Genomic DNA, 23,406 nt, shown 5'->3' on the forward strand with positions numbered 1-23,406 from the left:
ATTCTTCTCATAAAACCGGCAAACAAGCGAGACGGGCACCAGTCCTACTGCGCTGTCTTGCTCAAGCTGGCCTTGAACTTGACCTTCATCGTGATCTGGCCGGTCACCGTAACCTGCGGCCCGCCATAACCGCCGACATTGCGGTCCCGGGCATTGACGTTAGTTGTCATGCCGGTGATTTCGCAGGTGTCGGCGACAGTCTCGGCCACCATGGCGCAACTGACGGCCGCGACCTTGTAGAAAGAGCGAAGTGCGGCCTGCTGCTGGGCGGCTGCGTCCTCGTCGTCCTTGACCGGAAGGGTCATCGAAATCGACGATTGGATTCTGGCAGATCCGTCTTCGCTGGGGCGAAGCGGGCGAACATATTGATCTTGGGCAAGGACCGGCAGTGCCATCCCAGCAAGAAACGTAACAAATATTAGGCCCTTCAAATACATCGTTTCGATCTCCCGTGAAACATCTCTGTCGCACGAAACAATCAAGACGACGTTATTTCGTCATTTCAACAGCGTTGAAATTTTGAAGGAAGATTATTTTTCCGAAACGCCGGCTTCCGCGAAACTCGCCATTCTCGTATGACACTCCAGCGCCGAGCGGACGATGTTGACGGCAAGGCAGGCGCCGGAGCCTTCGCCGAGCCGCATGCCGAGGTCGAGCAGCGGCGGCAGGCCCAGCGCTTCGAGCAGGCGGCGATGACCGGCTTCGGCCGAGACATGGGCGGCGACGGTGTGCGCCAGCCCGGTCGGGTGCAGCCTTGCCAGCGGCGCCACGGCGGCGGTGCAGACGAAGCCGTCAAGCAGCACCGGCACGTTGTTCTTGCGCGCGGCGAGCGTGGCGCCGAAGATCGCCGCAAGCTCGCGTCCGCCAAGCGCTCCGGCGATCTTCAGCGGGTCGGAAAGCGAATCGGCATGGCGCTTCAGGCCCGCCTCTATGGCGGTGATCTTGCGGATCAATCCGGCATCATCGACGCCGGTGCCGCGGCCGGTCCATTTTTCCGCGCCGCCGCCGAAAAGAGCGGCCGAGATCGCTGCTGCCGGCGTGGTGTTGCCGATGCCCATCTCGCCGAAACAGACGAGGTCGAGATCGTTGGTCACGGCGTCGTAGCCGGCCGAGACCGCGGCGAGGAAGGTCTGCTCGTCCATGGCCGGCGCTTGCGTGAAATCGCCGGTCGGGTGGTCGAGATCGAGCGGGATGACGTCGAGCCTGGCGCCGGCGACGCGGGCGAGCTGGTTGATCGCAGCGCCGCCGCCGGCGAAGTTCGCCACCATCTGCACAGTGACTTCCGAAGGATAGGCCGACACGCCCTGCGCGGTGACGCCGTGATTGCCGGCAAACACGAAGACCTTGACCGCATCGAGCTTCGGCATGTCGCGGCCCTGCCAGCGGGCCAACCACGCGGCGATCGTTTCCAGACGGCCGAGACTGCCCTGCGGCTTGGTCAACGTGTCCTGGCGACGGGCAACGGCGGCGGCGGCCGGATCGCTGCCGCCGGACAGATCGAGGCAGGCGGCGCGAAGGTCTTCGAGCGATTTGAACGAAGTTGTTTGGGGGGACATGAGGGCAAGGTCTCCGAAAGAGAATCAGGAAAGGCAAACGGAAGCGACAAGCAGCACGGCGATCTCGCCGAGCTGCTGCAGCGCGCCGATCGTGTCGCCGGTCTGGCCGCCGATCTGGCTGAGGCAGAGCGCACGAAAGGCGGCAAACACCAGGCCAAGCAGGACGACCGCGGCAATTGCGCCGCCGAGGCCGAGCGCCAACAGCGCCACGGCTCCGAGCGCGGCGCCAACGACGGCGGTTTCGGCAGTGACCGAGCCCGCGTCGGCCGACAGCCCATCGGGGCGCGCCGGCGGCAGAAGATGCATGAAGGCGCCGAACAGGCCGCGCGAGGCGGCGTGCGCTGCCAAAAGCGCCAGGAAGATGTGGCCAGGGCCGGCCAGTTCCGAAAGCGCGCTCCAGCGGATGAGCAGCGAGATGCCGAGCGCCACGGCGCCATAGGCGCCGATGCGGCTGTCGCGCATGATCTCCAGCTTCTTCTCGCGCGTCCTGCCGCCGCCGAATCCATCGGCGATATCGGAGAGCCCGTCCTCGTGCAGGCAGCCGGTGACAAGCATCGTCGCTGCAAGCGCGAGCGCCGCAGCCGGACCGGCGGCAAGGCCCAGGGCGCCAACGATGGCGTAGACAAGCGCGCCGATGACGGCGACGGCGAGACCGGCAAAGGGTGCCGCCCAGATCGCTTCGGCTAGGCTGCGGCCGCCGAAATCGCTCGACGGCAGCCTCAGCCGCGTCAAGAAGACAAGGCTGAGGCCTATGTCGTCGAGCAATCGCCGAGGCTCGTAAAGGCCGCCGCTCATGCGCCCCTCGCAATGGCATGGAAGAAAGTGCCGCTGACATGGCCGCGCCGGTAACCCGACGCGCCCAGCGGATTGCCCTGGCCGTCGGCGAGGTCCGCCAGCGGCTCGTCATTGCCTGTGGCGGCGATCTGCGCATAGTGGAACTCATGGCCGCGGATGAGCATGCCTTCGCTGCCAAGCGGACACCCGGCGCGCAGCCGCGCCTCGCGATAGCCGAGGTTCATCTTGCGCCTGGCGAAGCTGGTCGAATGGCCAAGCAGGCCAAGCATTTTATGGCTCTCGCCGTCCGCATCCTCCAGCACCTCGCCCAGCACCATGAAGCCGCCGCACTCGCCATGCACTGGCTTGGTCGCGGCGAAACGCGCCATTCCCGCACGGAAGTTGCCAGCGGCCGCAAGCTTGCCGGCATGCAGTTCTGGATAACCGCCTGGCAGCCAGCAGACATCGCAATCTTGGCTCGGCGCTTCGTCGGCAAGCGGTGAGAAGGGCACGATCTCGGCGCCAGCGTTTCGCCAGTATGAGGCGACGTGCGGGTAGAGGAAGGTGAAGGCGGCGTCCTCGGCCAGCGCAATGCGCTGGCCTGGCGGCTGCAATGCCTCGCCGAAGTCGCCGGCCGCGGGTTCAAGAGGAGACGCCAGCGCGAGAATGGCGTCGATATCGAGCGACTTCTCGACCATATCGGCCAGCCGGTCGAGATGCGCCATGAGGTTCTCGTGCTCCCCTGCCTGGACGAGGCCGAGATGCCGCTCCGGCAGGTTGAGCGTCGGATCGCGCATGATGGCGCCGACCACCGGCAGGCCGATCGCCTCGATCGCGTCGCCCGCCAGTCGGCGATGGCGCTCGCTGCCGAGGCGGTTGAGCACGACGCCGGCCATGCGCACATCCGGATCGTAGGTGGCAAAGCCCTTGGCGACGGCGGCGGCCGTGGTCGACTGGCCGGAAACGTCGAGCACCAGAAGCACCGGTAGGCCATAGAGCCGGGCGAGATCGGCGGCCGAACCCGAACGGCCTTCCGGCGCGGGAATGCCGTCGAAAAGGCCCATCGCGCTTTCGAGAATGACGTACTCGGCACCACACGCTGCCTGGTTCGCCAGCGCGTTGAGCAGGGAAGGCGGCATCGCCCAGCTGTCGAGATTGACGCCGGAGAGGCCGGTGGCGGCGGTATGGAAGCCGGGATCGATATAGTCCGGTCCGGACTTCGCGCCGCGCACCTTCAGCCCGCGCCGGGCAAGCGCGCGCAACAGGCCTATGGTGACGCTGGTCTTGCCCGAGCCGGAGCGCGGCGCGCCGATGATGATCGCGCGCGCCGTCATGCCCCGCCCGCCAGTGCCGCGCGCATGGCGACGACACCGCCGACGACGATCAGCGCCGGGGAGGCGAGCCCGGCGGCAGCGGCCTCCTCGGCGATTGTGGCGAGCGTGGCGACAACGATGCGCTCCTGCGGCGTGGTCGCTGCAACGATCACCGCTGCCGGCGTCGACGGCGCGAGGCCGCCGCTGAGCAGCTTTGCCGCTATCACCGGCAGATTGGCCATGCCCATATAGATGACGACCGGCTGGCCGGTGCGCGCGATTGCGGCCCAGTCGATGTCCTCATCGGTGCCCGCGGCATGGCCCGTGGCAAGGATGACCGCCTTGTTGATGCCACGCATGGTGGCGGGGATGGCGGTGGCGGCCAATGCGCTGAGACCGGAGGTGAGGCCGGAGAGCACCCGAAATGGTATGTTTTCCCGTGCCAGCGACAACGCCTCTTCGCCGCCGCGGCCGAAAATATAGGGATCGCCGCCCTTGAGCCGCACGACGCGGCGGCCCTCGCGTGCCAGCCGCACGAGCAGGGCGTTGATGTCGTCCTGCTTCATCGAGGGCTGGCCGCCGCGTTTACCGGCGTAGAAGAGCTCGGCGCCTGCAGCAACCGCGACGACATCGGGCGAGACCAGCGCGTCGTAGACCAGCGCATCGCACTGCCCGAGTGCCGCCAGCACTTCTAGCGTCAGGCAGCCGGGATCGCCTGGGCCGGCGCCGGCCAGCCAGACATGGCCGGGCTCCAGCGCGCGCGGCTTGAAGTTCAGCCGCGCCAGCGCCTGCTCCACTGTTGCCCGTCCGTTTCTGTTGGTGCTGGCGTTCACAATCCGTCCCGTCCGCGAAAACGCCGCTGGTAGTGGGCGTCGTAAAGTGAGCTTTCGCCGAAATCCTGCGTGGCCAATGCGCTGCCGACGAAGATGATCGCCGTGCGCTCCATCGGATTTTGCGCAAGCTGCGCCTCGATCGTGCCCAGCGTGCCGGTCAGAATGCGCTCGTCCGGCCAGGAAGCGCGGAAGACGACCGCCACTGGGCATTCTACGCCGTAGAGCGGCGTCAGTTCGGCAACGATGCGGTCGATGGCATGGATGGCGAGATGGATGGCTAGAGTTGCACCGGTGCGGCCGAAGCCGGCAAGCGTCTCGCCGGGCGGCATTTTCGAGGCGCGGCCGGAGACGCGGGTCAGCACGAGGCTCTGCGCGAGCTCGGGAATGGTAAGCTCGCGCCGTAGCGCCGCCGCCGCCGCCGCGAAGGAAGGCACGCCCGGCGTCAGCGTGTAGGGGATATCGCGCTTCTCGAGCCGCCGGATCTGCTCGGCCACTGCGCTCCACACCGAAAGGTCGCCGGAATGCAGGCGCGCGACGTCCTGGCCGGCTTTGTCGGCGGCAAGATATTCGGCCTCGATCTCGTCGAGCGACATCGGCGCGGTGTCGATCAGTTTTGTGCCGGGCGCGCAGTGTTCGAGCAGTTCCGGCGCGACGATCGAGCCGGCATAGAGGCAGACCGGGCATGAGGCCAGCAGGCGGCTGCCGCGCAAGGTGATGAGGTCGGCAGCACCAGGGCCGGCGCCGATGAAATGGACGGTCATTTTGGGCCTCCACCAAGGGCGATAGCGCAGGTAACAGGACCAAGTACCGTACGCGGTCCAAGCAGTTTCGCCTCTTTGCCGGCCGCGGCCAGGGCCGACGCTTCCGAAACCGACGGCGTGCCGGCGTGAGCCTGCGACCATTCGGATTGGCTGATCGTGCCGGACGAGACGGTTTGCAAGGCGTCGTCGGAGACGACGAGCACGGGCAGGTCGAGGTCGCGACCGGCAAGAAAGATCGCTTGCTCGTCGCGTTTCATTTCGCCCGTTGCCAGCGCTGAAAGCGCGGTTACTGCCAACCCATGCGCTTCGAGCGCGGTCTCGATCGCGGCCCGCACGTCGCGCGCCGTCACACCCTTCCGGCAGCCGATACCCGCGACCATCATGGCTTTACCCAGCTCCATTGCATGACCGGCATGGCCGGACGCCAGGCCTGCATGGATCCTACCGGCGCCGCACGCGAGAGGGCGATGCGCAGAAGGTCGCCGCCGCGCCTGGTATGCTGGTCAAGCAGCAGCGCCTCCATTTCCAGCGTCACAGCATTGGCGATCAACCGGCCGCCGGCGCGCAGCGACTTGATCGCTGTCTCCAGCACGCCGGCATCGCTGCCGCCGCCGCCGATGAAGATGGCGTCTGGTGTCGCCAGTGTTGCCAGCGCTTTCGGCGCCGAGCCTTCGATGACGACGAGACCGGGCACGCCGCAATGCGCGGCGTTGCGATGGATGCGGGCGGCGCGCTCGCTGTCGGCTTCGATGGCAATCGCCCGCATCGAAGGGTGAGCCCGCATCCATTCGATGCCGATCGAGCCGGAGCCGGCACCGATGTCCCAGAGCAGTTCACCGCGCCGCGGCGCCAGCGCCGACAGCGTCATGGCGCGGATCTCGCGCTTGGTGATCTGGCCGTCATGCTCGAACAGATGATCGGCAAGGCCGACGGTCAAAGGCAGGATGCGCGCATCCGGAGTCGATTCTATTTCGAGCGCCAGCACGTTGAGCGGATTGATGTTCTTGAGATCGAAGGCGTCGGCTCGGACAGCGCGGCGCGTTTCGTCCTGGCCGCCAAGCGCTTCGAGAACCGTCAACCGCGACGGACCGAAGCCGAGTTCGTCGAGCAGCGCGGCGATGGCGGCCGGCGCGTCGCTGTCGGATGTGAGCGCAAGGATATGTGCGCCGGGGTGGAGCAGGGGGCGGAGGAGGTCGATCGGGTGGCCATGCAACGAGATGGTCTCGACATCCTGCAGCGCCCAGCCGAGGCGGGAGGCGGCCAGCGACAGCGATGACGGCGCCGGCAGGACGAGCATCTCATCCGGTTTCACTTTGCGCGCCAGCGTGACGCCGACGCCGTGGAAGAACGGGTCGCCGGAAGCCAGCACGCAGACGCTTCTGCCTTCGAGCGCCAGCACGTCATGCATCTCGGCATCGAACGGCGTCGGCCACGGTCGCGCCCTGCCCTTGACCAAGTCTGAGACGAGCGCGAGGTGCCGCTTGCCGCCAAAGATGACTTCGGCCTCGGCGATCCTGCGCTTGGCCTCGTCGCCCAGACCCGCTACACCGTCCTCGCCGATGCCGACGATGGTCAGCCATCTTGCGACCGGCTTGGCAGCGCGCGAACCCTCAGCAGGCATGATGACCCACCGTATTCTGATTCTCGGCGGAACCACGGAGGCCCGGCAGCTGGCGGGCAAGCTGGCTCGCCGGGAGGATTTCTCGATCACGCTGTCGCTCGCCGGCCGCACCGAAAGCCCCATGGCGCAAGGCGTGCCCATGCGTAGCGGCGGCTTTGGCGGCATGCAGGGATTGGCCGCCTATCTCCATCGGGAACAGGTCGATCTGGTGGTCGACGCCACGCATCCTTACGCGGCCCGTATGTCGGCCAATGCCGCTGAGGCGGCCAGGCAAACCAGCGTGCCGATCGTTGCGCTGCGGCGTGCCGGCTGGGAGCCTGTCGCGGGTGATCGCTGGACGCTGGTGGAGAGCGTCGCTGAAGCGGCCAAGGCGCTTGGCACGGCATCGCGACGAGTCTTGCTGGCGATCGGCCGGCAGGAAGCCGGCGCGTTCGAGACCGCTCCGCAGCATCGCTATCTCATTCGCAGCGTCGACCCAATCGAGCCGAAGCTGGCTGTGCCTGACGCAGTTTACCTTCTGGCGCGCGGGCCGTTTCCCGAAGCGGACGAGCGCGCGCTGCTTGAAAAATACGCCATCGATACCGTCGTTTCGAAGAACAGCGGCGGCGAGGCGACCTACGGCAAGATCGCCGCGGCGCGCGCGCTCGGCATCGAGGTGATCATGGTGCGCAGGCCGCCGCTGCCTGACATTGCGTCGGCCGAGACCGTCGATCAGCTGGCTGCGATGGTCGATCATTTTCTCGGCCCAGTTGCCGAACGCGGCGTGTAGACCAGCGCGGGCTTGTCGCCGCGCTTGATGATGCGGGTCTCGCGCGAGCCGATGATGACGCAGGTCGACATGTCGGCCTTTGCCGCATCGGCGTCGGCGAGCAGAAACACCTCGATGCGCTCTTCGGGCCGGCCGGCGGCGCGACCGAAGATCACCGGGGTGGTGCCCGGCAGAATGGCCTTCAGGCATTCGAAGGCGCGGCCGAGCTGCCAGGGGCGGGCCTTGCTGATCGGATTGTAGAGCGCAATGACGAAGCCGGCGCCGGCCGCCGCCAGCAGACGCAGCTCGATCAGCTCCCAGGGTTTTAGATTGTCGGAGAGCGAGATGGCGCAGAAATCATGGCCAAGCGGCGCGCCGATGCGGGCGGCGACCGCGAGCATGGCTGTGACGCCGGGAACGACCGCGAGGTCGATCGACCTCCATTCTGGCGGACCGGCTTCGATCGCCTCGCAGACGGCGGCCGCCATGGCGAATACGCCGGGATCGCCGCCGGACACGACAGCGACGCTGTGACCTTCGGCTGCCTTGGCCAGCGCCTCGTTCGAGCGGGCTAGCTCTTCGCGATTGTCGGAGGCGATGCGGGTCTGATCCTGTCGCAGTTCGAGCCGGTCGAGATAGGGCTTGTAGCCATAGAAGAAGGAAGCTTCTGTCACGGCGCGGATCGCCTCCGGCGTGACCTGATCGGCATTGCCGGGACCGAGGCCGATCACGGTGAGGCAGCCGCTCATGGCTTTGCTCCGGGAACTCCGGGACGCGCCGACCAGCCGGCGACCAGCACGATGGCGAAATAGGGCGCCTTGTCGTCTTGCTTTTCCGCGAGCCGCATCGACACGCTGCCCGGCATAGTGCCGCGCTCGACATAGACGGCCTTCGCCAGCTTGCCGGTCGCTTCCAGCGCGCGGCGGATCTTCGGCAGGTTGCGGCCGACCTTCATGATGACGGCGGCGTCGGTATCGGCCAGCCGCCGCGTCAGCTCGAACTCGCTCATCGTGCCGGGAAGCACGGTCAGCACATCGTCGCCCTGGACGATCGGCAGGCCGGTCGCCGACCAACAGCCGGACATGGCGGTGATACCGGGAATGACTTCGGTCGGGAATCGGTGCGAGAGGCGCACATGGAGATGCATGTAGGAGCCGTAGAAAAGCGGATCGCCCTCCGACAGCACGGCCACCATCTTGCCGGCGCCGAGATGCCCGGCGACCTGTTCGGCGGACTGCTCGTAGAAATCGGTGATCTGCGAGCGATAGTCGTCGTGATCCTTGTCGATCTCGGTCGTCACCGGATAGAGCAGCGGCAGCTCGACCATATCCGGGCGGAAGCGCGCCTCGACGATGGCGCGCGCGTTGCTGTTGTTGCCGCGCTTGGCGAAATAGGCGACAACGTCAGCCTCGGCCAGCGCGCGCGCCGCCTTCAGCGTCAACAGCTCCGGATCGCCGGGACCGGTGCCGACGCCGACGAGCCGGCCTTTGGGGAAAGCGTTCACAGGCCTGGCCTCGCCAATGCGTTGAGTGCTGCGGCCGTCATGGCGCTGCCGCCCAGCCTGCCGCGCACGATGGCGCAAGGTACGCCGTAGGAGTTTTCCGCCAGTGCATCCTTGGATTCGGCAGCACCGACGAAACCAACCGGCATGCCGATGATGGCGGCCGGCTTCGGCGCGCCGTCGCGCAGTTTTTCGAGCAGATAGAACAGCGCGGTCGGTGCGTTGCCGATGGCGACCACCGAACCTGCCATGCGCTCGCTCCAAAGGTCGATAGCGGCGGCCGAGCGCGTGTTGCCGATTTCCTTGGCGATATCGACGGTGCGCGGGTCGCGCAGTGTGCAGATCACCTCGTTTCCGGCCGGCAGGCGGGCACGGGTGATGCCGTGGGCGACCATCTCGGCATCGCAGAAGATCGGCGCCCCGGCGGCAAGGGCGGCACGGGCCGCTTCAACGAAACCGCTGGAGAACACGAACTGGCTGGCTGCCTCGACCTGGCCGCAGGCGTGGATCATGCGGATCGCGACATCGGCCTCTGTCTCGGAAAAGCGCGACAAGTCCGCCTCGGCGCGGATGATGGCGAAAGAGCGCTCGTAGATCGCCATCCCGTCATGGATATAGTCGTAGGCGGCCATTCTTCAGTTCCGTCGATAGAGTTCGGCGATCTCAGTCGCGCCGAGCCTTGTGAGGCAAGCGGCGGCAGTCTCGCCGGGATGCCGTGCGTTTCGGATCGCCGCCGCAATGCCGGCGACCCCGCGCGCGGCGTCATAGCCCGGCCTGTATCCGGCAGGAAGGGCCTTTGCCGTCCCGTCCACGACAAGTCCGGCTCCGTTTTCGTCGCCGACCAGGGTGAGGCCCGCTGGGCCGGGATGGGCGCAGCCCTTGGCGCAGCCGGAAATGTGGAGGGTGAGGGAGGCATCGAGGAGGTCGGGGCTTTCCGTTGCCATTTTTTCGGCGATGGCGCGGGTGGCGATGCGGCCGGAAGCGCAGGCGGGCGCTCCGGGGCAGGCGGCAATGCGGGTGCGCGGATCGGCGGCCTTGGTGACGAAGCCGAGGGCGGCGGCGGAGGCTTGGAGGGGAGGGCAGGCGGATGCGGTGAGGCCGAGGAAAAGCAGGGTGCGGCCTGGGGCCAGGCGGATTTCGGTCGAGTCCAGATCTGAGGCCCGGGCGGCGAGGTCGATGAGGTTCTGGGCCGGCATGCTTCCGAAGGGCAGGCCGATGCCGAGGGCTTGACCTTCGCGTAGGTCAAAGAGGCCGATCGGTGAGCGATGGCGCTCTAAGGCGCCCCCCTCTGTCCTGCCGGACATGTCCGGCAGGACAGAGGGGGGCGCGAAGGAATGCCAGCCTGCGAGAGAAGCCAATTGCCGCTCCGACAAATCCCGTGTGTGCGCCTCGCGACCTTTCTCGGCGACCATCCTGAGCGCTGCGAGGGCGATGTCGCGTGCGGCATCCGCATCGACTGTCGCGAGCGGTCTTGCATCGTGCGCGTCGCCCGCAACGGACATGCCCCATTTCACGCCAGCAGCAGTGTGCACTGCCTTCAACCGCACATCAGCTGTCACTGCGTCCAACGTCAACTGCCCGCCGCCGTCGACGACCACGGACACCTTCGGCCCCAACCGTCGAGTCAGCCCGGCCTCTTCAACCGCCGCCCTGATCCGTTCCGCCAGCGGGCGCGGATCTGCAATCTCCTGCGGGTCGATACCCGCGAGCGGCCCGGTCTCCACCGGCACGCCCGTCCGCACCGCAATGCCCAGCGCATCCACTTCCGCCGCCAGCAGCCCAGCGCTGTCTGCGGTCAGGCCCCGGATCTGCAGGCTACCGCGAGCGGTCACTTCCATGATGCCGTTGCCGTGGCGCAAGGCGGATTCGCAAAGACCGATCAGCGACTTGGGTGCAAGCCCTCCAGCAACCGGATTGAGCCGCACCAGCAGGCCATCGCCGGTCTGCATCGGCGCGCTCAACGCGGGGCAGGCGCCACGGCGCGAGAAGGCGTTCATGCCGCCACCTCGCTTGCCTGCGCCTCGGCGATCAAGGCCGTGAGATCGTCGTCGATGGAATTCCTGAGCGGATGCCAGAGACCGCGCCGTCGCGCAGCCAGGAATCGCTCAGCGATGACCTTCGCGGCGGCGGGATTTTCGCGCAGCAGGAAGGCTCGGACTTCCGCATCGCCGATATAGGCGTCGTGCACCGCCTCGATCAGCGCGCCCGATATGGCATGCGTGGTCTCGGCGAAGCCAACCAGGCGGTCGACCGTCTCGGCGAATTCCGAGGCGCCGCGGGGGCCGTGGCGCATCTGCCCGGCAATGAAGCGCGGATTGACGGCGCGGGCCCGCACCACGCGCGACACGGCTTCGCCGACCGATCGCGGCCTCGGCTTCTTAGGGTCAGTCGTGTCGAGCACGATGACATCGGCATTCCTGCCAAGCGCGGCCAGTGCGGCCGAAAACCCGCCGATGAAGGCGACATCGGCCGAACCTTCGAGGATGTCGCGGCCCGGTTCGTCGCCGGTGTGGACAAGCAGGTCCGCCTCGGCGATGCGGCCCTCGAACACGCCGGGCGCGGAGATGGCCTCACCGTCGGCGCCGCCATAGGCATGCGAGGTTGCTTCGAGATAGGCGCGGCCGATCTCTTCGCGCGCGCTCCATTCGCCGCGCGACAGCAATTCCTCGATCCCGGCGCCGTAAGTGCCGGGCGAGGTACCGAAAATGCGCGGACCGATCTTGCCTTGGGCACGGGCCGCGGCGGCAAGCGGATTTTCCGAATCGTCCTCGTCGCGGCCGGCGACGGCGCTGGCGGCGGCGTCGATCAGCGCGATCTGGATCGGGAACATATCGCGAAACAGGCCGGAGATGCGCCAGGTGACGTCGACGCGCGGGCGGCCGAGCGAAGCCGGCGGCAGCACCTCGATGCCGGTGACGCGACCCGTGGCGGCATCCCATTGCGGCCGGCAGCCCATCAGCGCGAGGCCTTGCGCGATCTCCTCGCCGCCGGTGCGCAACGACGCCGAGCCCCAGAGGTCGATGACCAGCGAGCGCGGCCAATCGCCATGGCTCTGCATGTAGCTGCGCACGACTTCTTCCGCCGCCGCCTGCCCGAGATCGCAGGCGGTCGACGTCGGCATGGTGCGCGGATCTGAGGTGAAAAGGTTGCGGCCGGTGGGCAGGACATCGGAACGACCGCGCGCCGGCGCGCCTGCCGGTCCGGCCTTGATGTGACGGCCGTCGAGCGCAGCGAGCAGGGCGTTTTTTTCGGTCTCGACGCTTTGGCGGCGCAGCGGATCGGCTTCGTCATCGGGCGCGCGGCCATAGACATGCAGCCCGTCCTTGACGGCAAAATCCTTGAGGTCGCACAGCCACGCGTCGATGCGGCGCAGCGCCTCGTCCGGCGCATCGGTTCCGGCAACTCCGGCTTCAGAAGCAAGGCCTGTCTTCTGCGCCGTTTCGACGATCAGCCTTGCAAGTCGGTCACGGCGGCGGCGGTCGAGCCCGTCGGCTTGTGCGTATTCGTCGACCAGCCGCTCAAGCCTCTGTTGCGCCTCGTCGAGCCCGGCGCCGGTCAGCGGCGGCGGCAGGTGACCGAGCGTGACGGCCGAGATGCGGCGCTTGGCCTGCGCCGCCTCGCCGGGATTGGAGACGATGAAAGGATAGATGACGGGCAGAGAGCCGGTGACGATCTCAGGGAAGCAGTTGTCGGAGAGCGCGACCGTCTTGCCGGGAAGCCATTCGAGCGTGCCATGCGCGCCGACATGGACGATGGCGTGGACGCCGAGCGACTTTTGCAGCCACAGGCCGAAGGCGATCAGTTCGTGGCGCGGGGGAAGGGTCGGGTCGTGGTAGTCGGCGCGGCGGTCTGCGGAGCGACCACGGTCGGGGGCCAGCGCCACGGTAACGTTGCCGAAGGTGGCGGCGCGGAAGGGGAAGCTTGCGGAAGGAGGCGCTTGAACACCCCCCTCTGTCCTGCCGGACATCTCCCCCTCAAGGGGGGAGATTGGCAGTTTCGCTGACGGCGCTTCTCCTCCAGCGTTGATGATTGGCGAAAGCATCGATGCAGGCGCAATCTCCCCCCTAGAGGGGGAGATGTCCGGCAGGACAGAGGGGGGCGCATTGACGTGAGCTTTGCCGTTGGCTCTTCCCCATGCTGCCTCAACCGTGTCGCGTGCACCTTCGGGAAGCGCTGCCGAAAAGGCGAGATATTCCTGTAAGGTGAGACCAAGTCCACCCACCTCCAACACATCCAGCAATCTGCGCGGCGATTGCGGAATCCCATCAACCGCATAGCCCTGTTCCTTGAGGTCGTGCAGCATGGCGAGCACGCTCGACGGCACATCCAGGCCGACAGCATAGCCGGTGCGTCCGGGCGCGCTTGGATAATCCGGAATCAGGATCGCCAGCTTGCGTTCCGCCCGCTGCGTCCGTTGAAGGCGGAGGAAGGCGGCGATGCGGGCGGCGACCTGCGCGACGCGATCCGCCTCGGGACGGTTGGCGAAGGCGCGGAAGGCCAGCGCCGGATCGGTGTCAATCTCGCCCTTGAAGGAGATCGCGCCGGCGAGGATACGGCCATCGAGCTCGGGCAGCACGACATGCATGGCAAGGTCGGCGGGCGCCAGGCCGCGCTGGTTTTTCTCCCAGACTTCGCGCCGCGTCGTGGCGACGATGACCTGGAACACGGGCACGCCGGCGCGGTCGAAGAGCGTTTCGGCACCCGGCTCGGCACCGGAGGCGAAGGCGGTTGCAGTGACGATGGCGGACGGGTTCAGCGAGGCGATGGCGGTTTCGACGAAAGCCAGCGATACCGGGTCCTTGAGGCTCGAAACGAAGATCGGCATTGGCGTCATGCCCTGCGAGCGAAAGGCATCTGCGAGTGCATCGATTGGGGCGACGTCGGCGGCGAGCAGCATCGAACGGTAGAAGAGGATGGGGATGACGGGGGCACCGACGCTGTCGATGTTGAGCTCCGTCACACCCCCCTCTGTCCGGCAGGACAGAGGGGGGTGTGACGGATCGCCGACGTTCAAGAAGACTGATTTCGCGACAACTCCGATTCCTGGTTGATAGTACCCCGCCTTCGGCACGCTCACCGGCTCGGCCACGGCCGTATCCGACCCGGCGAGCCTTGCCAGTCTTTGCACCAGCGCGCTCATGTTCGCCGGGCCGCCTTCGCGGAAATAGCCGAGCAGGGCGTCGAGTTCGGCGCGCGGCAGGGTCGAGCCTTCGATCAGCCGCAGATCCTCGTCGTGGCTTTCGCCCGGCAGCAGCGCCAGTTTGATATTTCGCTCGCGCGCAACCGCTGCGAGCTGGTCGCAGCCGTAGCGCCACCAGTCGTAGCCGCCGAGAATGCGGACCAGGACGACCCTGGCATGGCGCGCGACGCTGTCGATCCAGAGATCCACCGACATCGGGTGGCGGAGATCGCGAAGTGCTGCCAGCCGCATCGACGGCAGCCGCGCGGCGTCGGCCTTCCACGCAGCGGCGAGGCCGGCGAGATCGCTGTCGGTGAAGGACAGGGCCACGACATCCGCAGGCGTCTGCCTGAGGTCGATCGGCTCGGCGAGATCGTCGAGCGAGGCGGATGTCGTGGTGAGGATGTGCATCGCGGTTCGGTCTTGCCTCAGCCGGCGAGGATACGCTCGATCGCCGGGCGGTTCAGCCCTTTGAGGCCGATGACGACGAGCCGCGATCGGCGGTCGTCGTTCGACGTCCAGGCGCGGTCGTAATAGTGGTTGACGCGCGGGCCGACGGCCTGGAGCAGCAGCCGCATCGGCTTGCCACCCACCTCGACAAAGCCTTTGACGCGCAGAACGTTTTCCTGCTCGGCGGCGAGAGCGACGCGCTTTGCCAGCTCATCCGGACTGGCGATGGACGGGATATCGAGGACGAAGGAGTCGAAATCGTCATGCTCATGGTCGAGCTCGTCATCGTGATGGGTCTTGCGGTTCTCGATGTCGTCTTCGACGGCGAGGCCAAGACCGAGCAGCACCGACGGGTCGACCTTGCCCTGTGCGGTCGGTACGACCTTGACGGCGCGCGCCACGTGCTCGCCGATGACGGCGTTGGCGCGCTCCGAGCCGGCCGCGTCCATCAGATCGCTCTTCGACAGGATGATCAGGTCGGCGCAAGCGATCTGGTCCTCGAACACCTCTTCGACCGGATCATCGTGGTCGAGGGAATCGTCGGCGGCGCGCTGCGCCTGCAGGGCGTCCATATCGGCGGCGACGCCGCCGTCGGCCAGCGCCGGACCGTCGACCACGGCGATGACGCCATCGACCGTCACGCGGCTCTTCACCGTCGGCCACTGGAAGGCCTGGACGAGCGGCTTCGGCAAAGCGAGGCCGGAGGTTTCGATCAGGATGTGGTCGACTTTCGGCGTGCGCGACAGGATCTGGTCGAGCGCCGGCACGAAATCGTCGGCGACGGTGCAGCAGATGCAGCCATTGGCCAGTTCGACGATGTTTTCCTCCGGACAGGTGTCGACGCCGCAGCCTTTCAGGATCTCGCCGTCGATGCCGACATCGCCGAATTCGTTGACGATGATCGCCAGCCGCTTGCCCTTGGCGTTTTCGAGCAGGTTGCGGATCAGCGTGGTCTTGCCGGCGCCGAGAAAGCCGGTGACGACAGTGCAGGGAACACGGGAGAGGGATGCGGTCATGTCAGTCCTTCAGCAGGTCGAGGGGAGGGATGCGGGCAACCAGGCCGCGCTTGAGGGAATCGGGCCGGCCTCGCCAGGGGATGAGGCCGTCGGTCGAGGTGGCAAAGAGCTTTGCGCCGGTGACGAGGTCGGCGCCGCTGGTCGTTTCCAGGTCACCGAAGACATAGCTCCAGCAGCCGTCGCGCAGCAGCGCCGCGCTCAGGCGGCGTTTGCAATTGCCGAGACACTCGACGGTGCGGATGCGGATTTTCTCGTCCGGCGCGGCGCGGCGCGCGTCTTCGGCAAGGAGGGCGCCGGCGCGCGGATGCGCGTCCGAACCGGTCTCATCGCGGCAGGAGGAGCAGACGATGACGGTCACTTCCGATAGCGCGTCGCGGGGTTCGGACGAAATGTCCGCGGTACTAGCCGGAAAACTGACGTTGCGATCCAAAACCAGGCTCCTTGCCCGGAAAACCCGCCGAGCGATCGGATTCTCATGTCTCAGACGGCAGGTCTCCTGGCTCGCGGGTCGTCGCCTTGCGCCGCCTTCCCGGGAACATCCCAGTGGTTTTCGGCTGAGGCTCGTCGCTCACAGTTGCGGGGACAGCCGCGGATTTGGGTTTTCCCGCACCGCATTCCCTCGTGGCTCCTCCCCTTGCCGGGAGGAGACCGTCTGCGGCGGATTTAGGCTTAGAGGTGCTGGCATGTCAACGCGCGGCTACGACACCGAAATGTCGGCCAACGCCGGCCCAAGGTCGCCGGCCGGCGTAACCTCGATGGTTTCCAAGCCGAGCCATGCCTGCATCTGTTTCAACTCATCGAAGAGCTGTGCGGCTGTTTCGGCGGGAGCGCCGGCTTCGGCAAAAGCCGCATGAACGCGCAGCACGCCGGCCGGGCGGTCGGCTCTCAGATCGACCCGGGCAACGATGCGGTCGCCGAGCAGGAAAGGCAGCACGTAGTAGCCGTACTGGCGCTTCTCGGCCGGCGTGTAGATCTCGATGCGGTAGCGGAAGCCGAAGAGTTTTTCCGTCCGGATGCGTTCGAATACCACCGGATCGAAGGGCGCGAGCAGGGCGCGGGCCTCGATTCGGCGCGGAAAGCGGGCGTCCTTGTGGAGATAGGCGGGCTTGTCCCAGCCTTCGACCTTCACCGGCAGCAGTTCGCCCATCTCGACCAGTTCCTCGATCCTGGCTCTCGTATCGCCAGGCGCCAGGCGGAAATAGTCACGCAGATCGCCATAGGTTGCGATGCCATGGGCGCGGGCGGAAATGCGCAGCAATTGGCGATGCGCGTCCTCGACCGAGGGCACCGGCAGGTCGAGGATGGCCTGCGGCAGAACCCGCTCGGGCAGGTCGTAATAGCGCTCGAATCCTCGCCGGTAGGCGGTGGTGATGCGCCCGGCCCAGAACAGCCATTCGAAAGCGTGCTTGGCCTCGCTCCAGCCCCACCATCCGCCATTGCCCTTGTGGCCTTCGATGTCGGAGGCGGCGATCGGCCCGCGTTCCGCGACTTGCCCGTAGATCTCCTCGATCATCGCCTTGCGCTCGCGGCCCCATTTGGCGAGGCCGAGATACATTTCCTCGCCTTTCTCGGCCCGCTGCATGCGCCAGCGCATCAACGGATAGGTCTCGACGGGCAGGAAGGAAGCCTCATGGGCCCAGTATTCGAAGACGGTTCGCTTGCGGGTGACGGCCGCGTTGTCGAGCAGCGCAAGCGGGTAGGGGCCGAGGCGCGAATAGAGCGGCATATAGTGGGCGCGCACCACGGCGCTGACGGAATCGATCTGCAGCAGGCCAGTTCGGGAAAGCACGCGGGCGAGATGGCGACGATCGGGCGTGCCGGCAGGCCGCGCATCGGTGAAACCCTGCGCGCCGAGCGCAATGCGCCTTGCTGCGGCGAGCGAGATCTTTTCCTTCATCCCTACCGATCCTTTGCCGGGGTTTCCAGTCGGTGATTCCGGCCATGCTAGCAGGCAAATGGCGGGAGATATGTCAGGATAGAAAAGTGGAGTAAAACATGAAGGAAATCAAACAGGAGCGGATCGGACCAGTTTCTTCCGATATGGCGTCCAGGGCCGGATTTTGAACAAGGTTTGACTTGCGTCGCCGAAACCGCTGCGCTAACCCTCGCCGCGTCGCAGCATAGGCCACCTAAAACGGTTCAGCGGGTTAAACTGTCACGCTTCCGCCTTAGAGTCCGTTGCTGTAATCAAAGTGAACTGGCCGCCGAAGGAAAGTCGCCGCATGAGCGCACTCCTAAGTTCGTATCTGCCCATCGTGCTCTTCATCGCAGTGGCGATGGTCGTCGGCCTGGCGCTGATCGTTGCGCCGTTCCTGGTTGCCTACCGCAATCCCGATCCGGAAAAGCTTTCCGCCTATGAATGCGGGTTCAACTCATTCGACGACGCCCGCATGAAGTTCGACATCCGCTTCTACCTGGTGTCGATCCTGTTCATCATCTTCGATCTCGAGGTCGCCTTCCTGTTCCCGTGGGCGGTGTCCTTCTCCAAGCTCGGCATGCTCGGCTTCTGGTCGATGATGGTGTTCCTGGTGGTGCTGACCATCGGCTTTGCCTATGAATGGAAAAAAGGAGCGCTAGAATGGGATTGAACGACAGTTCAGGCACCCTCGTCGCGCCGAAGCCCAAGGGCATCATCGATCCCAACACCGGCAGGCCGGTGGGGGAGGACGATCCCTTCTTCCTCGAGATCAATAATGAGCTGGCCGACAAGGGCTTCCTTGTCACCTCGACCGAGGCGCTGATCACTTGGGCGCGCAGCGGCTCGCTGATGTTCATGACCTTCGGTCTCGCCTGCTGCGCGGTCGAGATGATCCACACCTCGATGCCGCGCTATGACTCAGAGAGGTTCGGCGTCGCGCCGCGCGCGTCTCCGCGCCAGTCCGATATCATGATCGTCGCGGGCACACTGACCAACAAGATGGCGCCGGCGCTGCGCAAGGTCTATGACCAGATGCCGGAGCCGCGCTACGTCATCTCGATGGGTTCGTGCGCCAATGGCGGCGGCTATTATCACTATTCCTATTCGGTGGTGCGCGGCTGCGACCGCATCGTGCCGGTCGACATCTATGTCCCCGGCTGCCCGCCGAGCGCCGAAGCGCTGCTCTACGGCATTCTCCTGTTGCAGAAGAAGATCCGCCGCACCGGCACGATCGAACGGTGAACCAATGGCCTTGGCGTTGCACGAACTCTCCACCTATCTCGGCGAGAAGCTCTCCGGCCGCATCGGCGAAACGGTGCTTGCTTATGGCGAACTGACGGTTTGCGTCGAGCCGGGCAACTTGACCGAGGTCGCGACCTTCCTGCGCGACGACCCGCGCTGCCAGTTCGTCTCGATCATCGACATTTGCGGCGCCGACTATCCGTCGCGTGCCAAGCGCTTCGACGTCGTCTACCACCTGTTGTCGCCGAAGCAGAACGTCCGCATCCGCCTCAAGGTCCAGGCCGACGAGGAGACGCTGGTGCCGTCGCTGACCGGCGTCTATCCCGGCGCCGACTGGTTCGAGCGCGAGACCTATGATCTCTACGGCGTGCTCTTCTCCGGCCATCCGGACCTGCGCCGCATCCTCACCGACTACGGCTTTGAAGGGCATCCGCTGCGCAAGGACTTCCCGCTGACCGGCTTCGTCGAGGTTCGCTACGACGACGAGGCCAAGCGAGTCATCTATGAGCCGGTGGAATTGAAGCAGGAATTTAGAAACTTTGACTTTTTGAGCCCATGGGAGGGAACGGATTACGTCCTTCCGGGCGATGAAAAGGCGAAGCCAAATTGAGGCGCCACAATGGCTGAAACCTCCGTCCGCAATTTTAACATTAACTTTGGGCCTCAACACCCTGCTGCGCACGGCGTTTTGCGTCTCGTGCTGGAGCTGGACGGCGAGGTGGTCGATCGCGTCGATCCGCATATCGGCCTGCTGCATCGCGGTACCGAGAAGCTGATCGAGGCCAAGACCTATCTGCAGGCGGTGCCCTATCTCGATCGGCTCGACTATTGCGCGCCGATGAACCAGGAGCATGCCTTCGCGCTCGCGGCCGAGCGCCTGCTCGGCATCGAGGTGCCGAAGCGCGGCCAGCTGATCCGCGTGCTCTATTCCGAAATGGGCCGCATCATGTCGCACATCCTCAATGTGACGACGCAGGCGATGGACGTCGGCGCGCTGACGCCGCCGCTGTGGGGCTTCGTCGAGCGCGAGAAGCTGATGGTGTTTTATGAGCGCGCCTCCGGCTCGCGCATGCATGCGGCCTACTTCCGGCCAGGCGGCGTGCATCAGGACCTGCCGCAGAGGCTGATCGAGGATATCGGCAAGTGGATCGATCCGTTCCTGAAGTCGGTCGACGACCTTGACGCCTTGCTCACCGGCAACCGCATCTTCAAGCAGCGCAATGTCGACATCGGCACGGTGTCGCTCGCCGACGCCTGGGCCTGGGGTTTTTCGGGCGTGATGGTGCGCGGCTCGGGTGCCGCCTGGGACCTGCGCAAGGCGCAGCCCTATGAATGCTATTCCGAGATGGATTTCGACATCCCGATCGGCAAGAACGGCGACTGCTACGACCGGTATCTCGTGCGCATGGAAGAGATGCGCCAATCGGCCAAGATCATGCTCCAGTGCGTCGAACTTCTGCTCGGCAAGGAGAGCGCCGGACCGGTGTCGAACCTCGGCGGCAAGGTGGTGCCGCCGAAGCGCGCGGCGATGAAGCGCTCGATGGAAGCGCTCATCCATCATTTCAAGCTCTATACCGAGGGCTATCGCGTGCCGGCCGGCGAGGTCTATGCGGCTGTCGAGGCGCCGAAGGGCGAGTTCGGCGTCTATCTCGTCTCCGACGGCACCAATAAGCCCTATCGCTGCAAGCTGCGCGCGCCGGGTTTTGCGCATCTGCAGGCCATGGATTTCCTGTGCCGCGGCCACATGCTGGCCGACGTCACCGCCGTGCTTGGCTCCCTCGACATCGTGTTTGGTGAGGTCGATCGCTAAATGTCAGTCCGCCGTCTCGCAGATGCCAGCGTCCAGCCAGCGTCCTTCGCCTTCAACGAGGTGAACGCCGCGGCGGCGCAGCAGTGGATCGCCAAATACCCAAAGGGACGCGAGCAGTCGGCCATCATCCCGTTGCTCATGATCGCTCAGGAACAGGAAGGCTGGGTGACGAAGGCGGCGATCGAGACGATCTCGGATATGCTCGGCATGCCGCGCATCCGCGGCCTCGAGGTCGCGACCTTCTACACGCAATACCAGCTCAATCCGATCGGCACCCGCGCCCATATCCAGGTCTGCGGCACCACGCCCTGCATGCTGCGCGGCTCGGAAGCGCTGATGGATGTGTGCCGGTCTAAGATCCATCACGACCAGTTCAATACCAACGACAAGGGCACGCTGTCGTGGGAGGAAGTCGAATGCCTCGGCGCCTGCGTCAACGCGCCGATGGTCATGATCTTCAAGGACACGTTCGAAGACCTGACGCCGGAGCGCCTTGCCGAGATCATCGATCTCTATGAAGCCGGCAAAGGCGCCGAGGTGAAGCCCGGTCCGCAGAACGGCCGCATCGGTTCGGAGCCGGCCACGGGCCTGACGACGCTGAAGAGCGAGAAGGCAATCCTGAAATCCACCCGCGACAAGGAAGCCAAGGCCGCCGCGAAGGCAGCCAGACAAGCCGCTGCCGCAGCGCCCGCTGCTGCATCCGCCGCAGTCGTCTCGCAGGCGCCTGCCGCGCCGCCCTCAGCCCCTGTCGGGCCATCGAAATCCGGCAAGCCGAAAACCGACGCGCCCGAAACCAGTCCGGCACTAAGGACACCGTCGCCGGTCAAGGTTTCGCCCGCCACCGAGAAGGCGGCCAGCGTCAGGGCGCCGCGCCACTCCGCAGCCAATGCCAACCAGGCTTCTCCGGAAGTCGAGGCGGTTTCGAAGCCGCGCAGCGGGCCGAAGGCCAAGGCCGAGCCGGCGTCCGCCTTCAAGTCGCCGGAAGCGAAGCAGCCTGCGACCAAGACGGCCAAGCCTTCGCTCGAGGACAAGAACCGCCCGGCCGGGATCGCGCGTCCGGCAACGGTCGACGATCTGAAGCTGATCTCCGGTGTCGGTCCGAAGATCGAAGGCGTCCTGCATTCGCTTGGCATTTATACTTTCGCGCAGGTCTCTGCGTGGAGGAAGGCCGAGCGCGAATGGGTCGACGGCTATCTCAATTTCCGCGGCCGTATCGAGCGCGACGACTGGGCGAAGCAGGCCAAGGCGCTCGCCAAGGGCGGCGTCGCCGAGTACATCCGCGTCTTCGGCAAGAAGCCGGTCTGAGGGACGAACAATGCTTCAGGACAAAGACCGCATCTTCACCAACATCTACGGCCTCTTCGACAAGTCGCTGGCCGGAGCGCAGGCGCGCGGCATGTGGGACGATACACCCGGCCTGATCGCCAAGGGACGCGACTGGATCATCAACGAAATGAAGGCAAGCGGCCTGCGCGGCCGTGGCGGCGCCGGCTTCCCGACCGGCCTGAAATGGTCGTTCATGCCCAAGCAGAGCGATGGCCGGCCGAGCTATCTCGTCATCAATGCCGACGAATCCGAGCCCGGCACCTGCAAGGACCGTGACATTCTGCGCAACGATCCGCATACGCTGGTCGAGGGCGCGCTGGTCGCCGGTTTCGCCATGGGCGCGGTCGCTGCTTACATCTATGTGCGCGGCGAGTTCATCCGCGAGCGCGAGGCGCTGCAGCGCGCCATCGACGAGGCTTATGCGGCCAAGCTCATCGGCAAGAACAACACCTCCGGCTACGACTTCGACGTCTATATGCACCACGGCGCCGGCGCCTATATTTGCGGCGAGGAGACGGCGCTGCTCGAAAGCCTCGAGGGCAAGAAGGGCCAGCCGCGACTGAAGCCGCCATTCCCGGCCAATGTCGGCCTTTATGGCTGCCCGACCACGGTCAACAACGTCGAATCCATCGCCGTGGCGCCGACGATCCTGCGCCGGGGTGCTGCCTGGTTCTCGTCCTTCGGCCGGCCGAACAATGCCGGCACCAAGCTCTTCTGCGTGTCCGGGCACGTCAACAATCCGTGCACCTTCGAAGAGGCGATGTCGATCCCGTTCCGCGAACTGATCGAGACGCATTGCGGCGGCATTCGCGGCGGCTGGGACAATCTGCTCGCGGTCATCCCGGGCGGTGCTTCGGTGCCGCTGGTGCCGGCCGAGCAGATCATCGACGCGCCGATGGATTTCGATGCATTGCGCGACCTCAAATCCGGCCTCGGCACTGCGGCTGTCATCGTCATGGACAAGTCGACCGATATCGTGAAGGCGATCGCCAGGCTTTCCTACTTCTACAAGCATGAGAGCTGCGGCCAGTGCACGCCGTGCCGCGAAGGCACCGGCTGGATGTGGCGGGTGATGGAACGGCTGGTGCGCGGCGAAGCGCAGAAGCGCGAGATCGACATGCTGCTCGATGTCACCAAGCAGGTGGAAGGTCACACGATCTGCGCGCTGGGCGATGCCGCGGCCTGGCCGATCCAGGGCCTGATGCGGCATTTCCGTGGCGAGGTGGAGCGCCGCATCGACGAGTTTTCGCGCAACGCGCACCGGGTCGAGCCGGTGATGGCGGCGGCGGAATAGATTTGTAAAGACGGGCATTGCCCGGGACGGAAAGCAGGGGCGGGGCGTACGAAGAAACGACCAG

Annotated in this window: 23 protein-coding genes and 1 riboswitch; of the genes, 7 read left to right on the plus strand and 16 right to left on the minus strand. The window is 65.9% G+C overall.

Features of this window, described 5'->3' with window-relative positions:
* Nucleotides 1-44: 44 nt before the first annotated feature.
* The 8 genes from A9K71_RS18210 to A9K71_RS18245 form a co-directional block, all read right to left on the minus strand.
* Nucleotides 45-437 (minus strand): hypothetical protein, encoded by a 393-nt coding sequence (locus A9K71_RS18210; RefSeq protein ID WP_066998714.1) that lies wholly within the window; start codon nt 435-437, stop codon nt 45-47.
* 93 nt (nt 438-530) lie between these two features.
* The gene (cobT, locus tag A9K71_RS18215) at nt 531-1,556 is read right to left on the minus strand and encodes a nicotinate-nucleotide--dimethylbenzimidazole phosphoribosyltransferase (RefSeq protein ID WP_066998717.1); all 1,026 of its coding nucleotides are present in this window, start codon (nt 1,554-1,556) and stop codon (nt 531-533) included.
* Between the two features lie 24 nt (nt 1,557-1,580).
* Nucleotides 1,581-2,351, minus strand: a complete 771-nt coding sequence (gene cobS, locus A9K71_RS18220) for an adenosylcobinamide-GDP ribazoletransferase (protein ID WP_066998720.1) — start codon at nt 2,349-2,351, stop codon at nt 1,581-1,583.
* Nucleotides 2,348-3,664: a cobyrinate a,c-diamide synthase gene (locus A9K71_RS18225; RefSeq protein WP_066998722.1), complete on the minus strand. Its 1,317-nt coding sequence runs from the start codon at nt 3,662-3,664 to the stop codon at nt 2,348-2,350. Before A9K71_RS18225 ends, cobS begins: the two co-directional genes overlap by 4 nt.
* Complete coding sequence (gene cobA, locus A9K71_RS18230; protein WP_066998724.1) at nt 3,661-4,476, minus strand: uroporphyrinogen-III C-methyltransferase; 816 nt, start codon at nt 4,474-4,476, stop codon at nt 3,661-3,663. Before cobA ends, A9K71_RS18225 begins: the two co-directional genes overlap by 4 nt.
* Nucleotides 4,473-5,237: a precorrin-4 C(11)-methyltransferase gene (cobM, locus tag A9K71_RS18235; RefSeq protein ID WP_066998728.1), complete on the minus strand. Its 765-nt coding sequence runs from the start codon at nt 5,235-5,237 to the stop codon at nt 4,473-4,475. The genes cobA and cobM overlap by 4 nt, the downstream gene beginning before the upstream one ends.
* Complete coding sequence (locus tag A9K71_RS18240; protein WP_066998731.1) at nt 5,234-5,620, minus strand: cobalamin biosynthesis protein; 387 nt, start codon at nt 5,618-5,620, stop codon at nt 5,234-5,236. Before A9K71_RS18240 ends, cobM begins: the two co-directional genes overlap by 4 nt.
* A complete protein-coding gene (locus tag A9K71_RS18245) occupies nt 5,617-6,858 on the minus strand; it encodes a bifunctional cobalt-precorrin-7 (C(5))-methyltransferase/cobalt-precorrin-6B (C(15))-methyltransferase (protein ID WP_066998733.1) in 1,242 nt (413 codons plus the stop codon). The genes A9K71_RS18240 and A9K71_RS18245 overlap by 4 nt, the downstream gene beginning before the upstream one ends.
* 1 nt (nt 6,859) lies before the next feature.
* Here A9K71_RS18245 and A9K71_RS18250 point away from each other — a divergent pair, with 1 nt between their 5' ends.
* Nucleotides 6,860-7,627, plus strand: a complete 768-nt coding sequence (locus A9K71_RS18250) for a cobalt-precorrin-6A reductase (protein ID WP_066998817.1) — start codon at nt 6,860-6,862, stop codon at nt 7,625-7,627.
* On the opposite strand, the gene A9K71_RS18255 is transcribed toward A9K71_RS18250, so the two are convergent.
* From A9K71_RS18255 to A9K71_RS18290, 8 genes are all read right to left on the minus strand, one after another.
* Nucleotides 7,591-8,355, minus strand: coding sequence for a precorrin-3B C(17)-methyltransferase (locus A9K71_RS18255; RefSeq protein WP_066998736.1), 765 nt, complete (start codon nt 8,353-8,355; stop codon nt 7,591-7,593). The two genes, A9K71_RS18250 and A9K71_RS18255, sit on opposite strands and share 37 nt — an antisense overlap.
* Nucleotides 8,352-9,110, minus strand: coding sequence for a precorrin-2 C(20)-methyltransferase (locus A9K71_RS18260; RefSeq protein ID WP_066998739.1), 759 nt, complete (start codon nt 9,108-9,110; stop codon nt 8,352-8,354). Before A9K71_RS18260 ends, A9K71_RS18255 begins: the two co-directional genes overlap by 4 nt.
* Nucleotides 9,107-9,739, minus strand: a complete 633-nt coding sequence (locus tag A9K71_RS18265) for a precorrin-8X methylmutase (protein WP_066998742.1) — start codon at nt 9,737-9,739, stop codon at nt 9,107-9,109. The genes A9K71_RS18260 and A9K71_RS18265 overlap by 4 nt, the downstream gene beginning before the upstream one ends.
* 3 nt (nt 9,740-9,742) lie before the next feature.
* Nucleotides 9,743-11,104, minus strand: coding sequence for a precorrin-3B synthase (gene cobG / locus A9K71_RS18270; protein ID WP_066998745.1), 1,362 nt, complete (start codon nt 11,102-11,104; stop codon nt 9,743-9,745).
* Complete coding sequence (cobN, locus tag A9K71_RS18275; RefSeq protein ID WP_066998749.1) at nt 11,101-14,697, minus strand: cobaltochelatase subunit CobN; 3,597 nt, start codon at nt 14,695-14,697, stop codon at nt 11,101-11,103. Before cobN ends, cobG begins: the two co-directional genes overlap by 4 nt.
* A gap of 17 nt (nt 14,698-14,714) precedes the next feature.
* Nucleotides 14,715-15,752 (minus strand): cobalamin biosynthesis protein CobW, encoded by a 1,038-nt coding sequence (gene cobW, locus A9K71_RS18280; RefSeq protein ID WP_066998752.1) that lies wholly within the window; start codon nt 15,750-15,752, stop codon nt 14,715-14,717.
* Nucleotide 15,753: 1 nt separating this feature from the next.
* Entirely contained in the window at nt 15,754-16,182 is a 429-nt protein-coding gene (locus A9K71_RS18285) for a DUF1636 family protein (RefSeq protein ID WP_066998755.1), read from the minus strand.
* Nucleotides 16,183-16,220: 38 nt separating this feature from the next.
* A riboswitch (cobalamin riboswitch) is annotated at nt 16,221-16,420 on the minus strand.
* 29 nt (nt 16,421-16,449) lie between these two features.
* On the minus strand, nt 16,450-17,649 hold the full coding sequence (locus tag A9K71_RS18290; protein WP_066998758.1) for a winged helix-turn-helix domain-containing protein: 1,200 nt from the start codon (nt 17,647-17,649) through the stop codon (nt 16,450-16,452).
* 325 nt (nt 17,650-17,974) lie between these two features.
* Here A9K71_RS18290 and A9K71_RS18295 point away from each other — a divergent pair, with 325 nt between their 5' ends.
* From A9K71_RS18295 to nuoF, 6 genes are read left to right on the plus strand one after another with little or no spacing between them, the layout of a single operon-like run.
* Nucleotides 17,975-18,340 carry an NADH-quinone oxidoreductase subunit A gene (locus A9K71_RS18295; RefSeq protein ID WP_066998760.1) on the plus strand — a complete coding sequence of 122 codons (366 nt, stop codon included), beginning with the start codon at nt 17,975-17,977 and terminating at the stop codon, nt 18,338-18,340.
* A complete protein-coding gene (locus A9K71_RS18300) occupies nt 18,331-18,912 on the plus strand; it encodes an NADH-quinone oxidoreductase subunit B (RefSeq protein ID WP_013531090.1) in 582 nt (193 codons plus the stop codon). Before A9K71_RS18295 ends, A9K71_RS18300 begins: the two co-directional genes overlap by 10 nt.
* Before the next feature lie 4 nt (nt 18,913-18,916).
* Complete coding sequence (locus A9K71_RS18305) at nt 18,917-19,522, plus strand: NADH-quinone oxidoreductase subunit C (protein ID WP_066998762.1); 606 nt, start codon at nt 18,917-18,919, stop codon at nt 19,520-19,522.
* Nucleotides 19,523-19,531: 9 nt separating this feature from the next.
* Entirely contained in the window at nt 19,532-20,722 is a 1,191-nt protein-coding gene (locus tag A9K71_RS18310) for an NADH-quinone oxidoreductase subunit D (protein ID WP_066998765.1), read from the plus strand.
* Nucleotides 20,723-22,027, plus strand: coding sequence for an NADH-quinone oxidoreductase subunit E (locus A9K71_RS18315; protein ID WP_066998768.1), 1,305 nt, complete (start codon nt 20,723-20,725; stop codon nt 22,025-22,027).
* Nucleotides 22,028-22,037: 10 nt separating this feature from the next.
* Nucleotides 22,038-23,342: an NADH-quinone oxidoreductase subunit NuoF gene (gene nuoF, locus A9K71_RS18320; RefSeq protein WP_066998771.1), complete on the plus strand. Its 1,305-nt coding sequence runs from the start codon at nt 22,038-22,040 to the stop codon at nt 23,340-23,342.
* The last annotated feature ends 64 nt before the right edge of the window (nt 23,343-23,406 follow it).

This window comes from Mesorhizobium sp. WSM3873, assembly GCF_001672445.1.
Taxonomy (GTDB): domain Bacteria; phylum Pseudomonadota; class Alphaproteobacteria; order Rhizobiales; family Rhizobiaceae; genus Mesorhizobium.

Bases quoted from the DNA above. Each gene is read 5' to 3' on its own strand.
- A9K71_RS18210 (WP_066998714.1), bottom strand. From the start codon at position 437: ATGTATTTGAAGGGCCTAATATTTGTTACGTTTCTTGCTGGGATGGCA.
- cobT (WP_066998717.1), bottom strand. From the start codon at position 1,556: ATGTCCCCCCAAACAACTTCGTTCAAATCGCTCGAAGACCTTCGCGCC.
- cobS (WP_066998720.1), bottom strand. From the start codon at position 2,351: ATGAGCGGCGGCCTTTACGAGCCTCGGCGATTGCTCGACGACATAGGC.
- A9K71_RS18225 (WP_066998722.1), bottom strand. From the start codon at position 3,664: ATGACGGCGCGCGCGATCATCATCGGCGCGCCGCGCTCCGGCTCGGGC.
- cobM (WP_066998728.1), bottom strand. From the start codon at position 5,237: ATGACCGTCCATTTCATCGGCGCCGGCCCTGGTGCTGCCGACCTCATC.
- A9K71_RS18240 (WP_066998731.1), bottom strand. From the start codon at position 5,620: ATGATGGTCGCGGGTATCGGCTGCCGGAAGGGTGTGACGGCGCGCGAC.
- A9K71_RS18245 (WP_066998733.1), bottom strand. From the start codon at position 6,858: ATGCCTGCTGAGGGTTCGCGCGCTGCCAAGCCGGTCGCAAGATGGCTG.
- A9K71_RS18250 (WP_066998817.1), top strand. From the start codon at position 6,860: ATGACCCACCGTATTCTGATTCTCGGCGGAACCACGGAGGCCCGGCAG.
- A9K71_RS18255 (WP_066998736.1), bottom strand. From the start codon at position 8,355: ATGAGCGGCTGCCTCACCGTGATCGGCCTCGGTCCCGGCAATGCCGAT.
- A9K71_RS18265 (WP_066998742.1), bottom strand. From the start codon at position 9,739: ATGGCCGCCTACGACTATATCCATGACGGGATGGCGATCTACGAGCGC.
- cobG (WP_066998745.1), bottom strand. From the start codon at position 11,104: ATGAACGCCTTCTCGCGCCGTGGCGCCTGCCCCGCGTTGAGCGCGCCG.
- cobN (WP_066998749.1), bottom strand. From the start codon at position 14,697: ATGCACATCCTCACCACGACATCCGCCTCGCTCGACGATCTCGCCGAG.
- cobW (WP_066998752.1), bottom strand. From the start codon at position 15,752: ATGACCGCATCCCTCTCCCGTGTTCCCTGCACTGTCGTCACCGGCTTT.
- A9K71_RS18290 (WP_066998758.1), bottom strand. From the start codon at position 17,649: ATGAAGGAAAAGATCTCGCTCGCCGCAGCAAGGCGCATTGCGCTCGGC.
- A9K71_RS18295 (WP_066998760.1), top strand. From the start codon at position 17,975: ATGAGCGCACTCCTAAGTTCGTATCTGCCCATCGTGCTCTTCATCGCA.
- A9K71_RS18300 (WP_013531090.1), top strand. From the start codon at position 18,331: ATGGGATTGAACGACAGTTCAGGCACCCTCGTCGCGCCGAAGCCCAAG.
- A9K71_RS18305 (WP_066998762.1), top strand. From the start codon at position 18,917: ATGGCCTTGGCGTTGCACGAACTCTCCACCTATCTCGGCGAGAAGCTC.
- A9K71_RS18310 (WP_066998765.1), top strand. From the start codon at position 19,532: ATGGCTGAAACCTCCGTCCGCAATTTTAACATTAACTTTGGGCCTCAA.
- A9K71_RS18315 (WP_066998768.1), top strand. From the start codon at position 20,723: ATGTCAGTCCGCCGTCTCGCAGATGCCAGCGTCCAGCCAGCGTCCTTC.
- nuoF (WP_066998771.1), top strand. From the start codon at position 22,038: ATGCTTCAGGACAAAGACCGCATCTTCACCAACATCTACGGCCTCTTC.